Consider the following 12,788-nt stretch of genomic DNA (forward strand, 5'->3'; position numbering starts at 1 on the left):
GCGTTCTATCGTTTGGTGAAGGAGAGCGTCACTTCGCCCAGGCCCACGCCCCACTTGCGCATGGCGGCCTTGTTAAGCATGACCTTGTCGTTCATGAGGTACATCCAGTCGTCAAACTGCACGTTGATGACCCGGCCGTCCACCGGCAGGGCCAGGGTGTAGGCCCAGTTGAAGGCGTTGCCGCTTTGCCGGCCCTCGGCGGTGCCCACCACGTCGTCAGCCTGGCCGGTGTAGCGGCCGTCGGCGTGGCGCGTCAGGCGCCAGATGCGCCGCTGGGTGCTGCCGTCAGAGTAGGTGAAGGCTTCGTCGAGCACGCCGGCGTCGCCCTTCCAGGTGCATGTCATGACCACGGTAAAGCGCTTGACCACCTTGCCCGAGCGGTCGGTGAAGATGCCGTAGGCGTCGAGCGTGCCGTTGAAGTAGTCGCGCAGTTCCAGCACCGGGGTTTCTTTGGCGTAGTCCTGCACTTGCGGCGTGCTGCACGCGCCCAGCAATGCGGCCGAGACCACGGCAGCAAGAAGCAGTGAGCGGCCGAAAAAAGTGCGTTGTTGTTTCATGGTGTGTGCGGCTGGGCCGTCGGTTGGATGATGAAAATCTGGAGTGCGCCGGCCGCCAGGGCTTTGAGCGCGCAGGGCAGCAGGCAGTAGGCGGCGGTGAGCACGCTGGACGCGCCGGCATCGCGCGCGCCGGGCACATAACCCAGCCAGCCCAGCAAAGGCAGGGCCAGGCCGGCGGCCAGCGCCAGGTTGAGCTTGGTGGCGAAGTTCCACCAGCCGAAGTAAGCCCCTTCGGCACGGCCGCGGTCACCGGCCCTGGCGATGAGGCCGGCCAGCAGTGCGCCGGGAATAGCCAGGTCGCTGCCCAAAGCCGCACCCGACAGCGCGCACACCAGCAAAAACCAGGGGGCGTCGCCCGCGCCGAGCTGGCTCGCGCCCAGAAAAACCGCAATCGACAACAGCATCCCGGCGCGCCAGCTGTGCGCCAGCCCGAGGCGCCCTACCAGGCGCAGCCACAGCGGCATGGACAGCGCACCGCACGCAAAGTAGATTCCCAGCGCGGCGGACTGCATGGCCTCGCTGGCCTGCAAACGGTCTTGCAGGAAAAACAGCACCAGCGTCGCCGGGATGGCACTGGCAATGCCGTTGAGCAGGTACACGCCCAGAAGGCGGCGAAAGCCGGGGTTGCGCAGCGGGTGCCAGAGCGCGCCGGCTGCGGCGGGAGCGGCCGCATGCGGGTGGCGCACGGGCTGGGGCGCTGCGCGCCAGGCCCACCAGCCGCCGGCCAGGCCGGCGAGCAGCAGGGCCAGCATGGCGGGCACACCCAGCAGCGCCGGTGTGACCGACGCGAGCAGCACCCCCACCAGGCCCAGCCCTTCGCGCCAGGCCACGACGCGGCTGCGGTACAGCGCGTCGCCGCCCAGCATGGCGCCCCAGGACTGGTGCGCGATCGACAAGGCGCTGTAGGCCGCATAGGTCACGACCAGGCAAACCGCTGCCCACCAGAGCAGCGCGGTGGGCCCATGCACCAGCGGCACAAACAAAAAAGAAAATCCCGTGGCCAACACGGCCGCGGCCAGCGCGCCCATGGCCAGCACCGCGCGCAACGAGGTGGCATACAGGCGATCGCACAAACGGCCCAGCAGCGGGTCTATGACCGCGTCAAGCAGGCGGGCGCCCAGCAGCACGGCGCCCAAAGCGGCCAGCGGAACACCCCACTGGCGCGCATACAGGTTGGGCATCAGCACATACAGCGGCAGCGCGCAAAACGCCAGCGGCAAACCCAGCAGGCCGTAGCGCAGGCCGTCGCCCGCACTCCAGCCTTGCGGTGCCGCTTCGATTTGCGCCGCCATGTGGGAACTCATGGTGCGGTGCCTGACGAGGACTGTGGTTTTTCCTGCGCGAGCAGCGCGCGGCGCAGGGGCGGCTCGGAGGTTTGCGGGGACAGCCAGATGCCGAAAAAGAGTTTGGCAAACAGCGGGTCGCGCACCTCGCCGAGCAGGCGGCCGTTGCTCCAGAACACCGCGCCGGTGGCGGGCTGGTTCACGCCGGTGATGCGGTCGCCGTTGCCGACGTCGGGGAACAGCGCTCGCATCTGGGTTTCCCAGGCGGCTTCCTGTGCCGGGGTCACGGGAGTGAGGGGGGTGATGGGCGACTGGCGGCGCATCTCGGCGATGGACCGTTTGGCGATGTCCGCGCCCTTGAAGTCGCGCAGGTAGGCCAGCTCCAGGGCAAACGGGCTTTGTTCATAGGCCGGCGCGGCAAAGCCGGGGGCGACCCAGAGGGTGGCCTGGTAGACCTCAAAGCCCCAGTAGGTGAATTTGGCCTGGCCCGACAGGCTGGCCGCGGGCAAGGCGGGGCGCAGTTCCTGCGGCAAGGACTGGGCCTGGGCGGGCACGCCAGGCAGGCAAGCGGCGGCCGCGACTATCGCGCAGGCGGCCGCGTTCTTGATGGCTTTCATACCGGAGCAGCGGCGGGCTTGCGCAAGGTGTACTGCATCAGGTTGATGTCACCGGTGTCAAAGGCGGCCTCGCAGTAGGCGAGGTAAAACGCCCAGATCCGCATAAAGCGCTCGTCAAAGCCGAGCGCCGCCACCTCGGCCGTGCGCGCCGTGAAGGCATCGCGCCAGCGGCGCAGCGTCTCGGCGTAATCCGTGCCGAAGGCGAATTCGTCCACCACCTCCAGCCCCGCGGCCTGGGCCTGGCGGCGGAACTCCCGCGGGCAAGGCAGGCAGCCGCCGGGGAAGATGTACTGCTGGATGAAGTCGGTCGACGCGGCATAACGCTCAAACAGCGCGTCGGCGATCACGATGCTTTGCAGGCAGGCGCGCCCGCCGGGCTTGAGCAGGCGGCTCACGGTGGCGAAGTAGGTGGGCCAATAGGCCTGGCCCACGGCTTCCACCATCTCGATGGAGCAGATCGCGTCAAACGGCGCATCCGGGATGTCGCGGTAGTCCTGCAGGCGCAGGTCGGCGCTGCCGCCCGTGCCGGTGCTCACGCCCAGGCGCTGCATGCGCTCATTCGCGTAGGCCAGTTGCTCGGTGCTCAGCGTCACGCCGACCACGGCCGCGCCGCGTTCGGCGGCGGCCTGCTCGGCCAGCGCGCCCCAGCCGCAGCCGATTTCCAGCACGCGGTCGCCGCGCTTCACACCGGCCATGTCCAGCGCGCGGCGCACCTTGGCGTTTTGCGCCTCGGGCAAGGGGCGGGACAGGTCGCCGTCGAACCAGGCGCTGGAGTAGTTCATGGTCTCGTCCAGCCACAGGCGGTAGAACGCGTTGCCCAGGTCGTAGTGGGCGTGGATGTTCTTGCGGCTGTTGGCGCGGCTGTTGTGGTGCAGCAGGTGCTTGACGCGGTACAGCAGCCGGCCGAACCAGGTGCCGAAGACCATGGCGTCGATCTCGCGGCGGTTGGCGGAAAATATTTTGAGCAGCTCGGTCAGGTTGGGCGTGCTCCAGTCCCCGGCGATGTAGCTCTCGGCAAAACCGATGTCGCCGGACTTGAGCGCGGCGCCGAACACGTTCCAGTTGTGCAGCGTCATGCTGGCGCCGGGGTGCCTGGGCTGGTGCTCGCCAAAGCGGCGCTGCGAGCCGTCGGGCAGGTGCAGGGTCAGCGCGCCGTGGCGCAGCTTTTGCAGCAGGCGCAGCGCGCTTCGGGCGGCCGGCGGCGCATCCTGTGGAAAGCCCAGGCTTGGGGCGGTGCGGGTGGCGGCGTTCATGGGTATCTCCTGAAATGGGGCGTGGGCGCGGGGCGTGCCTCTAGCGCGAGACAAAGGATTGCGGCGGCGCGGGCTTGCGGAAGAAAGGCACTTTTTTGAGCCACAGGCGCAGCGCCTGGGCATGGATGCGCAGCACCGCGGCCAGCGTCATCGCGGGGTAGCGCCACACGGCGCGGCGCAGCGCGGCGGTGGTGATGGGCTGCAGCGTGCCGCTGAGGCTGGTTTTTAATACGGCGGCGTCGGCGACGATGTCGTCGTAAAAATCCACACGGGCCACGGTGCGCGCCTGCCCACCCTGTTCGCCGTGTTCACCGTGTTCGCTGCGCATGAAGCGAAAGCGGTAGTGGCCCTGCACCGGGTTGAAGGGCGAGACATGAAACACCTTGTCGGCGCGCTGCTCCACGCCATAGCGGGGCGCGTCCAGCACATAGCAGTGCCGCTCGCCAAAGGTGTTGTTGACTTCCACCACGATGGCGCGCAGGCAGCCGTCCTGGTCGTTTGCCGCGCGGTGGCAATACCAGAAGCTCACCGGCTTGAAGGTGTAGCCCAGCACGCGCGGAAAGGTCTGCAGCCAGGCTTCGCCGGTCGCGTCATGGATGCCTTCGCGCCGCAGCACTTCGTCCAGCCAGGCGATGGCGCCGCCCTGCTCCGGCGCGCGCCCGTCGCCATGGTCGGTTTCGAAAAAACTCAGCGCGCCGCCGCGGTTGATGTCCCACTGGCCGGGCTGGGGCGCCTGCCTGTGCAGGCTGCGCAGCGGCAGCATCAGGAAGTAGCCGGGGTAGGCAAACGCGTGGCGCCGCGGGCGCAGCCGGGTGTGGCGCACCTGGCCGAAACCGATGAGCGGCACGGGCGGCTTCATGTGTCCGCCAGCAACTGCGCGGCCGCAGCCAGCCCGGCCTTGAGGCCGTCTTCATGGAAGCCGTAGCCCATCCACGCGCCGGCAAAGTAGCGATGGTGTTTGCCTTGCAGTGCCGGCATGCACTGCTGCGCGGCCACGGCGACCGCATCAAACACCGGGTGGGCATAGTCGTACTCGCCGATGATTTTGCCCTGTGCGATGGGGCGCACCGGGTTCAGGGACACGATCACCGGCTGCTCCCAGGGCAAGGGCTGCAAGCGGTTGATCAGGTAGTGCAGGCACACGCGCGCGCCCTCCTGCCCCGGCGCCGCCGCGCGCTCATAGTTCCACGCCGCCCAGGCCGCCTTGCGCGCCGGCAGAACCGAAGCATCGGTGTGCAGCACGGCCTTGTTGGACTGGTAATAAATGGCGCCCAGGGTGTCACGCTCCCACGCCGTGGGCGCGGCCAGCATCTGCAGGGCCTGGTCGGAATGGGTGGCGATGATGACCTTGTCAAACAGCTCGGCGCCTGCATCGGTGTAGATGCGCACGCCGCCTTTGCCATCCGGCGTGGTGTTCACGTGGTCAATGCTGCGCACGGGGGTGTTCAGCCGCTTGTCGGCAATGCCGGCGATGATTTTTTCGACATAGTGCCGGGCGCCGCCCTGCACCGTCCACCACTGCGGGCGGTTGGTGATTTGCAGCAGGCCGTGGTTGTGGCAAAAGCGCACCATGGTCGAGACCGGGAACTGCAGCATCTGCGCGGTCGGGCAGCTCCAGATGCAGGCCATCATGGGCAGGAAGTACCAGTCGCGAAACTCGGTGCCGAAGCCTTGCTCGTCCAGGAACTTTCCGAGCGGCTGACCCAGTTGCGCATCGGTTCCGCTTTGGGCCAGGCCGGTAGCCAGGGCGTTAAAGCGCCGCAGGTCGCGCAACATGCCCCAAAAGCGCGGGTTCAAAAGGTTGCTGCGTTGCGCAAACACCGTGTTCAGGCTGGAGCCGCTCCACTCGACCGGGTGGCCGTTGGCGGCATCATTCGCGCGCACGGAAAACGACATCTCGGATTTGACGCTTGCCACGCCCAGTTCCGCCAGGAGCTTGATCAGCTGCGGGTAGGTGCGCTCGTTGAGGACCAGAAACCCGGTATCCACCCCGTGGGTGACGTCGCCGCGCGGCGTGGGGAGCGTCACGTCGACGGTGTGGGTGTGGCCGCCGAAATAGCCGCCGGCCTCCAGCAGCGTGACCTCCGCCTTGCCGCGGAGGGCATGGGCGGCCGCCAGGCCTGAAATACCCGAACCCACGATGGCTACTTTGATCGACACCCCAGCACTCCTTGAATTGCTTGGGCCAATTCTATACCACTCAGTATTTATAAAAACCAATCAGTATTAATATTTCCTCATAATTCTTTTTACGAACCAAACTGGCTAAAATCAGGCGATGACCACCACTACCGCTCCCCCCAAGGTTTCCTTCAAGGCACAGATGCTGCTGGCGCGTGAGGACGCCATCATCCAGTCGGTGAACCGTCTGCTGGCTGAAAAAGGCTTTGAAGCCATGACGGTGGACGAAGTGGCGGCCGACGTGGGCATTGCCAAAGCCAGCCTTTACAAACACTTCCCCAGCAAGGAAGACCTGGCCGCTGCCGCCATGGTGTTCGTCATGCGCCGTGCGCAGGCTTTTCTGGACGCCTTGCACCCTGATTTGTCCGCGGTGGATAAGCTGCGCAAGGTGGTGGCCTGGACCATGGGCCTGAAGCTGGCGGGTGAAATGCCCTCCCTGCCCAGCCAGAACTCCAGCCTGCGCACCGCGCTGATCGCCAACAAGGACTACATGGACGGGCTCATGGACGTGAGCGACCGCCTTGGTGCCTGGATTGAGGCGGCGCAGGCGCAAGGCGCGCTGAACCCCAAGCTGCCGTCGATTGCGGTGCTGTACACCTTGTACGCCCGCGCCTGCGATCCGGTGCTGGAGTTCCTGAAAATGGGCGAGCTCTATACCAACGATGAAATCATCGCCCTGGTGCTCAGCACGTGCTTTGAGGGTCTTGAAGCCAGGTGATGTTCTCGTCACGCGTTCCGGCTCCCAAATAACAGGCCTCTCACGAGGCCTTTTGTTTTTCAGCCCGCGGCCGTCCCGCCCCGCGCTTTGGCGGGGCATTCTTCAGCGCCCTGCGCTTGCCTCTTAATTGTTCTAAAAACAGAACGCAGACATGCGGTTTCGGCCCCTAATGCGGGCGCCTGTTTGGCCCCATCTGCCCTGTCTGGCCCGGTTCTTGCCGTGCCTCACACAGGAAACTGGAGAAACACGCGATGAAAAAAGTTCTGGGCATTTACAGCAACCCGCACGGCCACTGGGTGGGCGACGGCTTTCCGGTGCGCTCGCTGTTCACCTATGACACGCTGGGATCGCACGTGAGTCCCTTCTTGCTGCTGGACTACGCCGGCCCGGCGCAGTTCGAGCCGGCCGAGACGCCGCGCGGCGTGGGCCAGCACCCGCACCGCGGTTTTGAGACCGTGACCATCGTCTACAAGGGCGAGGTGGAGCACCGCGACTCGACCGGCAACGGCGGCGTGATAGGCCCGGGCGACGTGCAGTGGATGACGGCGGCGTCCGGCATCCTGCATGAGGAATTTCATTCACGCGAGTTCACGCGCACGGGCGGGCCGTTTGAAATGGTGCAGCTGTGGGTCAACCTGCCGGCCAAAGACAAGATGGCGGCACCGGGCTACCAGGGCATCCTGGAAAAAGACATCCCGCAGGTGGACCTGCCGGACGGCGCGGGCACGGTGCGCGTGATCACGGGCGACTACGAAGGCCACAAGGGGCCGGCGCACACCTTCACGCCAATCGACGTGTGGGACATGCGGCTGCGCGAAGGCAAGACGGTGGTGCTGACGATTCCCGAAGGCCGCACGGCCGCCCTCGTGGTGCTGCACGGCACGGTGCAGGTCAACGGCCAGGAGGTGGTGCGCGAAGCGCAGATGGCGCTGCTGGATCGCGAAGGCGAGGCGCTGCAGATTGAAGCCAACGGCGATGCCACGCTGCTGCTGCTCAGCGGCGAGCCGATCGATGAGCCCATCGTGGGCCATGGTCCCTTCGTGATGAACACCCGCGAGGAAATCGTGCAGGCGATGAAGGATTTCAACGCCGGGCGTTTCGGCCACATGCCGCAGAACTGATATCCGCAGAACTGATATCCGCAGATGACGCAGATTTACGCAGATAAAGGCAATCACGATGGAAGTCGTGCAGCCAACGTGTGGCGACAGGGCAAAGCCTTGCGTAAAAATACCTTCTCTTCAATCTGTGTAAATCTGCGTCATCTGCCGATAACCTCTCCAACTCCACAGATTGACGCGGATAAAGACACCTACGGCGCGTGTCCCTCGGCCTTCACGCCTCAACCGAACTTCAGGTTCACGTTCTTGGTGTAGGTGAACTCCAGCAGCTCGGTAAAACACTCCTCGCGCCCAATGCCCGATTGTTTGACGCCGCCGAAAGGCGCGCCCATAAAGTGCTGGCTGGAGTTGTTGATCCAGACATAGCCTGTCTGGATGCGTTTGGCGGCGCGGTGCGCGGTGTTGATGTTTTGCGTCCAGATCGAGCCGGTGAGGCCGAAATCCACGCCGTTGACCTGCTCGAACAGCGTGTCTTCGTCGCTCCAGCGGAACACCGACATGATGGGGCCGAAGACCTCTTCCTGCGCCAGGCGCATGTGCGGCTTCATGTCGGCGAACACGGTGGCTTCGTAGAAGAAGCCGTCCTTGAGCGCCGCGTCCGTCGGCTGCTTGCCGCCGCACACCAGGCGGCCGCCGTCCTCCAGGCCCTTGGCGACGTAGCCCTGCACCTTCTCGAGCTGCGCGCGGCTGACCAGCGAACCCATGGTGGTTTTGGGGTCGGTCGGGATGCCGGGCTTGTGGCGCTCGGGCAGCAGCTTGACGACTTTTTCCAGCACCTGGTCGTGGATGGACTCGTGCAGGAAGACACGGCTGGTGGAGCCGCAGCTCTGGCCCGACCAGGTGAAGTTCATGCCGCCTATGATGCCGTTGACGAGCTTGTCGATGTCGGCGTCGGGGTAGCCGATCAGCGCGTTCTTGCCGCCCAGCTCCAGCAGCACGGGTTTGAGGTTGTCGGACGCGGTCTTCATGACGGCCTTGCCGGTGGGCACGCCGCCTATCAGCGTGATCTTGCGCACCAGCGGGTGTTTGCCCATGGCGTCGCCGCACTCGCGGCCGCCGCACAGAAAGTTGGCGACGCCGGGCGGGAAGATGTCGCCCACGAGTTCAGCCAGCCGCAGGATGGACAGCGGCGCCTGGTCGGGCGACTTGATGACCACGGTGTTGCCGGCGGCCAGCGGCGCGGCCAGGCGCGCGGCGGCGAACATGAAGGGGTGGTTGTAGGCCACGATGCGGGCGATCACGCCCAGCGGCTCCTGGATGGTGTAGTTGAAGTTGCCGTCGCCCATGGGGATGGTCTCGCCCTTGATCTCGGTGGCCAGGCCCGCGAAATAGTCGAGGCAGTCGGCGGCAAAACCCGCGTCCATGGCCAGCGCCGAGACCGGATTACCGTTGTTCAGCGAGTCCAGCAGCGCGAGCGGCTTGGCATGCTCGCGCAGCACGGCTGCGGCTTTGCGCAGGTAACGCCCGCGCTCCACCGGCGGCGTGGCGGCCCAGGCCGGGAAAGCCGCATGCGCGGCCTGCACGGCGGCGTCCACGTCGTCCGCATCGGCGATGGGGGCCGTGGTGATGGCTTCGTTGTAAGTCGGGTTAAAGGTCTCGGCTTTGCCGCCGGCCTTGGGGGCGTGCCAGGCGCCGCCGTAGTAGAGGCCGCGTTGGGTCGGCAAGACGCCGGCGGGGATTTCGTGTGCGCGCATGTTTGTGTCCTTTGATGCTTTCGGATATTCAATTCTTCTTCGGGCTTACTCCCTCTCCCCCTGGGAGAGGGCAGGGGTGAGGGTTCCCCGCATTCGGGCGCTGTGACGGATCCAAGGCCGCACCCCCCTCACCCTACCCTCTCCCGCCAGCGGGAGAGGAAAAAAAAAAGGGATAGCAACGCGTCAGGGTTCCTGGCTATTCAACTCTTTCAACTCTTCTTCGGTCTTACTCCCTCTCCCGCCGGGAGAGGGAGTAAGACCGGGAAAAAAGGCTAGTCCTTGGACCGCGTCAGCCCCGCCGTCATGGCCGCGCTGTAGCCGGTCTGCACCACCACGTCGACCACCACGGTTTCGCCGCGCTTCACGGCGGCGATGGCGTCGACCAGGATCTTCTCGAGCTCGCCGGCATCCTCGACCGGACCGATTCCGGTCAGGCCCTGGCCGCGCGCCATCATGGCGAGGTCGGGCGCCGGGTCGCTGATGCGCTGGCCTATCCAGCGGTTTTCGATCGGGCGCTTGCGCTGGCGCGCCACGCGTTCCTGGTGCACCTCGTCGTTGAAGAAGGAGCGGTTGTTGCAGACCACCACCAGCATGGGGATGCGGGCGTTGGCGGCCGTCCAGAACGCGTTGACGCCCATCATGTAGTCGCCGTCGCCGATCACGGCCACGGGCAGGCGGTCCGTGCCCTTGAGGCCCAGCGCCGAGCCTATGGACATGCCGGGGCCGGAACCGATGCCGCCGCCGGCGTCATAACCGAGGAAGTCCAGCGGGTGTTTGAAGTCCCACATCTCGCCGCTCCAGCTCAGCGGCAGGCGCATCAGGCAGACCTTCTGGTCGCCGACGGCGCGCTTGAGCGTGGCGGCCAGCGTGGCCACCATCATGTTGCTGGCGCCCGAGGCGCCCGGCACGGGTTGCACGGGCGGGTACACGGGCAGCGGCCGCTTGGCCGGTGCGGGCGTCTTGCGCGGCTTGATTTGCTGGTTCAACAAGGTCACGGCCGGCTCGGGCTCGCACAGCATGAAGACGTCGACGGGCGGCAGGCCCTGGTGGTCCATGCTCCAGCCGTTGTGGCTGTAGTGGTCGACCGAGACCTGGATGATCTTGCTGCCCACGGGCTTGTCGCCCCAGGCCTGCTTGAGCGTGCCGGAGAGGTCCAGCCAGTCCAGGCTCAGCACCACGTCGGCTTCGCGCAGCACTTCCTGCGCATTGGCCGTGAGGAAGGCGCCGCTGGGCGCGGCGTGCAGCGGGTGGTCGGTCGGGAAGGCGGCGCCCACGCGCAGGTCGGTCAGCACTTCGGCGTTGAGGGTTTCGGCGAGTTGGATGCGCTCGGCCCACGCGGCTTCGCTGCGCGTGACGCGGCCCATCAAAATCACCGGGCGGCTGGCGCCGGACAGCAGCGCGGCGGCTTGCGCGACAACGTCGTCCGAAGGGCGTGCCTGCGGCGGCGCGAGGTAACGCGCCGGGTCTGGGATAGCTGGACGTTCGGTCAGCTTGGATTCCTGCAGCGCCGCGTCAAAGCACACATACACAGGGCCCTGCGGCGCGGTGGTGGCGATCTGCCGCGCGCGCAGCAGGGCTTCCTGCGCGGAAGGAATCGAGGCGGGCTGGCAGTCCCACTTGATGAAGTGGCGCACCAGGGCGGCCTGGTCTTGCGCGGTGTGGATCCAGTCGATCCAGGGGCGGCGCTTGTTGGCGTCGACCGGGCCGGTGGCGCCCAGCACGATGACGGGCACGCGGTCCACCCAGGCGTCGAAGATGGCCATGGAGCCGTGCATCAGGCCGACGTTGCTGTGCAGGATGGCGATCAGCGGCCTGCCGGTGACCTTGGTGTAGCCGTGGGCAATCGCCACCGCGTGCTCCTCGTGCAGCACCACCATCATCTGCGGCTTCTCATTGCCCAGGTGGTTGACGATGCTGTCGTGCAGGCCGCGAAAGCTGGCGCCCGGATTCAGCAGCACGTAAGGGATGTCCATCGCGCGCATCATGTCGGCGATGGCATCGCTGGCCCAGACGGTTTCTTCCGGTTTGGAAGGCTTGGGAATGTCGCGGCGCACGGCGGAGCCGGAAGGAACGGTCATGAAATCTCCTGATGAAAAACTTGTTCGGATTTATGAAGAGCCACTCACAAAGCCCAGCGAAGCGGTCCTGGCTAGGCGCGTCGCCGCAGACAGTGCTACAGCACGGCAAGGCGGCGCAACAACGCCAGGAGGGTTTTTTGAGTGGCTCTTACTCGGGTTTGATGTTGGCGGATTTGATGACGGCCGCCCACCGCTTCTGGTCGTCGGCAATGAGCTTGGTGAATTCAGCGGGTGTACTGGTCTCGGCGTAAATGCCCTGCTCGGCCAGCTTGGCCTGCACGTCGGGCAGCGCGAGCGAACGGCGCAGCTCGGCATTGAGCTTGTTGATGATGGCCTTCGGCGTCTTGGCCGGGGCCACCATGCCGATCCAGATGTCGCTTTCATACTTGGGAACGGTCTCGGCAATCGTCGGCACGTTGGTCAGCAACTCGACGCGCTTGCTGCCGGTGGTGCCCAGCGCGCGCAGCTTGCCGCTGCGGATGTGCGGCAGCGCCGAGTTCATCGGGCAGAACATCACGTCCACTTGGCCGCCCAGCACGTCGACCAGTGCCGGGGCCGAGCCCTTGTACGCGATCTGCGTGATGCTGGTGCCCGTCATGGACTTGAAGACCTCGGCCGCCATGTGCTGCGGGCTGCCGGAGCCGGCGGAGGCATAGGTGAGCTTGTCGGGGTTGGCCTTGGCCAGCGCGATGAGTTCGGCAACGGTAGTGGCCTGCACCTTGTCGGGCGAAACCACCAGCACCATGGGCACGCGGCCCATCATCGTGATGCCGGTCAGGTCGCGGTTCACGTTGAAGGGCAGCTTGGGATACAGCACCGGGTTGACGGCCACGGTCTGGTTGGGCGCGACGGCGATGTTGTAGCCGTCGGCCTCGACCTTGGCCATGAAGGCGGTGGCAATGTTGCCGGCCGCGCCGGGCTTGTTGTCGACGATGACGGGCTGGCCGAAGGACTCGGACATCTTCTGGCCCAGGACGCGGGCCAGCACGTCGTTGGAGCCGCCCGGCGGCAACGGCACGACGATGTGGATGGGTTTGGTGGGGTAGTCCTGGGCCCAGCTGAGCGGGCTGGTGAAAGCGGCGAAAGCTGCGGAACAGCAGAGGGCGAGCATCCCGGTGCGGCGATTGAATTGCATTGTCTTGTCTCCAGTATTTATGGCGCCAATTTGCAGGCGTCAGTCATCCTAGTGAAGACCCGACATTGATTCAATCTTGAACATCGAATCAACATCAAATGCCCCCACGGTCGCTCACTGCGTGTAGCTTCCTGCCCCCGAGGGGGCCGCT

The 12,788-nt window shown here is 65.9% G+C and carries 11 protein-coding genes; 2 read left to right on the forward strand and 9 right to left on the reverse strand.

What is annotated here, in order from left to right; all coding sequences use genetic code 11:
- Nucleotides 1-5 precede the first annotated feature (5 nt).
- Genes ACLV8F_RS18020 through ACLV8F_RS18045 form a run of 6 tightly spaced genes read right to left on the reverse strand, consistent with a single transcriptional unit; the run spans nucleotide 6 to nucleotide 5,864 of the window.
- Complete coding sequence (locus tag ACLV8F_RS18020) at nucleotides 6-557, reverse strand: DUF3833 domain-containing protein (RefSeq protein WP_411885577.1); 552 nt, start codon at nucleotides 555-557, stop codon at nucleotides 6-8.
- Complete coding sequence (locus ACLV8F_RS18025) at nucleotides 554-1,861, reverse strand: MFS transporter (protein ID WP_411885578.1); 1,308 nt, start codon at nucleotides 1,859-1,861, stop codon at nucleotides 554-556. Before ACLV8F_RS18025 ends, ACLV8F_RS18020 begins: the two co-directional genes overlap by 4 nt.
- Nucleotides 1,858-2,457: a chalcone isomerase family protein gene (locus tag ACLV8F_RS18030; RefSeq protein WP_411885579.1), complete on the reverse strand. Its 600-nt coding sequence runs from the start codon at nucleotides 2,455-2,457 to the stop codon at nucleotides 1,858-1,860. Before ACLV8F_RS18030 ends, ACLV8F_RS18025 begins: the two co-directional genes overlap by 4 nt.
- Nucleotides 2,454-3,710, reverse strand: a complete 1,257-nt coding sequence (locus ACLV8F_RS18035) for a class I SAM-dependent methyltransferase (protein WP_411885580.1) — start codon at nucleotides 3,708-3,710, stop codon at nucleotides 2,454-2,456. The genes ACLV8F_RS18030 and ACLV8F_RS18035 overlap by 4 nt, the downstream gene beginning before the upstream one ends.
- 40 nt (nucleotides 3,711-3,750) lie before the next feature.
- Nucleotides 3,751-4,569, reverse strand: coding sequence for a DUF1365 domain-containing protein (locus ACLV8F_RS18040; RefSeq protein ID WP_411885581.1), 819 nt, complete (start codon nucleotides 4,567-4,569; stop codon nucleotides 3,751-3,753).
- Complete coding sequence (locus tag ACLV8F_RS18045) at nucleotides 4,566-5,864, reverse strand: NAD(P)/FAD-dependent oxidoreductase (protein ID WP_411885612.1); 1,299 nt, start codon at nucleotides 5,862-5,864, stop codon at nucleotides 4,566-4,568. The genes ACLV8F_RS18040 and ACLV8F_RS18045 overlap by 4 nt, the downstream gene beginning before the upstream one ends.
- A 124-nt stretch (nucleotides 5,865-5,988) precedes the next feature.
- On the opposite strand from ACLV8F_RS18045, the gene ACLV8F_RS18050 reads away from it, so the two are divergent.
- The gene (locus ACLV8F_RS18050; RefSeq protein WP_411885582.1) at nucleotides 5,989-6,609 is read left to right on the forward strand and encodes a TetR/AcrR family transcriptional regulator; all 621 of its coding nucleotides are present in this window, start codon (nucleotides 5,989-5,991) and stop codon (nucleotides 6,607-6,609) included.
- Between the two features lie 251 nt (nucleotides 6,610-6,860).
- Nucleotides 6,861-7,730 (forward strand): pirin family protein, encoded by an 870-nt coding sequence (locus ACLV8F_RS18055; protein ID WP_411885583.1) that lies wholly within the window; start codon nucleotides 6,861-6,863, stop codon nucleotides 7,728-7,730.
- Nucleotides 7,731-7,951: 221 nt separating this feature from the next.
- On the opposite strand, the gene ACLV8F_RS18060 is transcribed toward ACLV8F_RS18055, so the two are convergent.
- The 3 genes from ACLV8F_RS18060 to ACLV8F_RS18070 form a co-directional block, all read right to left on the reverse strand.
- Nucleotides 7,952-9,424 (reverse strand): aldehyde dehydrogenase family protein, encoded by a 1,473-nt coding sequence (locus tag ACLV8F_RS18060; protein WP_411885584.1) that lies wholly within the window; start codon nucleotides 9,422-9,424, stop codon nucleotides 7,952-7,954.
- Nucleotides 9,425-9,696: 272 nt separating this feature from the next.
- Nucleotides 9,697-11,502 (reverse strand): thiamine pyrophosphate-binding protein, encoded by a 1,806-nt coding sequence (locus tag ACLV8F_RS18065; protein ID WP_411885585.1) that lies wholly within the window; start codon nucleotides 11,500-11,502, stop codon nucleotides 9,697-9,699.
- Nucleotides 11,503-11,650: 148 nt separating this feature from the next.
- Entirely contained in the window at nucleotides 11,651-12,637 is a 987-nt protein-coding gene (locus ACLV8F_RS18070) for a Bug family tripartite tricarboxylate transporter substrate binding protein (RefSeq protein ID WP_411885586.1), read from the reverse strand.
- Nucleotides 12,638-12,788 lie beyond the last annotated feature (151 nt).

Origin of the sequence: Polaromonas sp. YR568, from assembly GCF_943369675.1 — a bacterium.
In the GTDB taxonomy this organism is placed as follows: Bacteria; Pseudomonadota; Gammaproteobacteria; order Burkholderiales; family Burkholderiaceae_C; genus Polaromonas.

What these genes read in the sequence shown, in the direction of transcription:
- ACLV8F_RS18020 (WP_411885577.1), bottom strand. Translation starts at nt 557, where the DNA reads ATGAAACAACAACGCACTTTTTTCGGCCGCTCACTGCTTCTTGCTGCC.
- ACLV8F_RS18025 (WP_411885578.1), bottom strand. Translation starts at nt 1,861, where the DNA reads ATGAGTTCCCACATGGCGGCGCAAATCGAAGCGGCACCGCAAGGCTGG.
- ACLV8F_RS18030 (WP_411885579.1), bottom strand. Translation starts at nt 2,457, where the DNA reads ATGAAAGCCATCAAGAACGCGGCCGCCTGCGCGATAGTCGCGGCCGCC.
- ACLV8F_RS18035 (WP_411885580.1), bottom strand. Translation starts at nt 3,710, where the DNA reads ATGAACGCCGCCACCCGCACCGCCCCAAGCCTGGGCTTTCCACAGGAT.
- ACLV8F_RS18040 (WP_411885581.1), bottom strand. Translation starts at nt 4,569, where the DNA reads ATGAAGCCGCCCGTGCCGCTCATCGGTTTCGGCCAGGTGCGCCACACC.
- ACLV8F_RS18050 (WP_411885582.1), top strand. Translation starts at nt 5,989, where the DNA reads ATGACCACCACTACCGCTCCCCCCAAGGTTTCCTTCAAGGCACAGATG.
- ACLV8F_RS18055 (WP_411885583.1), top strand. Translation starts at nt 6,861, where the DNA reads ATGAAAAAAGTTCTGGGCATTTACAGCAACCCGCACGGCCACTGGGTG.
- ACLV8F_RS18060 (WP_411885584.1), bottom strand. Translation starts at nt 9,424, where the DNA reads ATGCGCGCACACGAAATCCCCGCCGGCGTCTTGCCGACCCAACGCGGC.
- ACLV8F_RS18065 (WP_411885585.1), bottom strand. Translation starts at nt 11,502, where the DNA reads ATGACCGTTCCTTCCGGCTCCGCCGTGCGCCGCGACATTCCCAAGCCT.
- ACLV8F_RS18070 (WP_411885586.1), bottom strand. Translation starts at nt 12,637, where the DNA reads ATGCAATTCAATCGCCGCACCGGGATGCTCGCCCTCTGCTGTTCCGCA.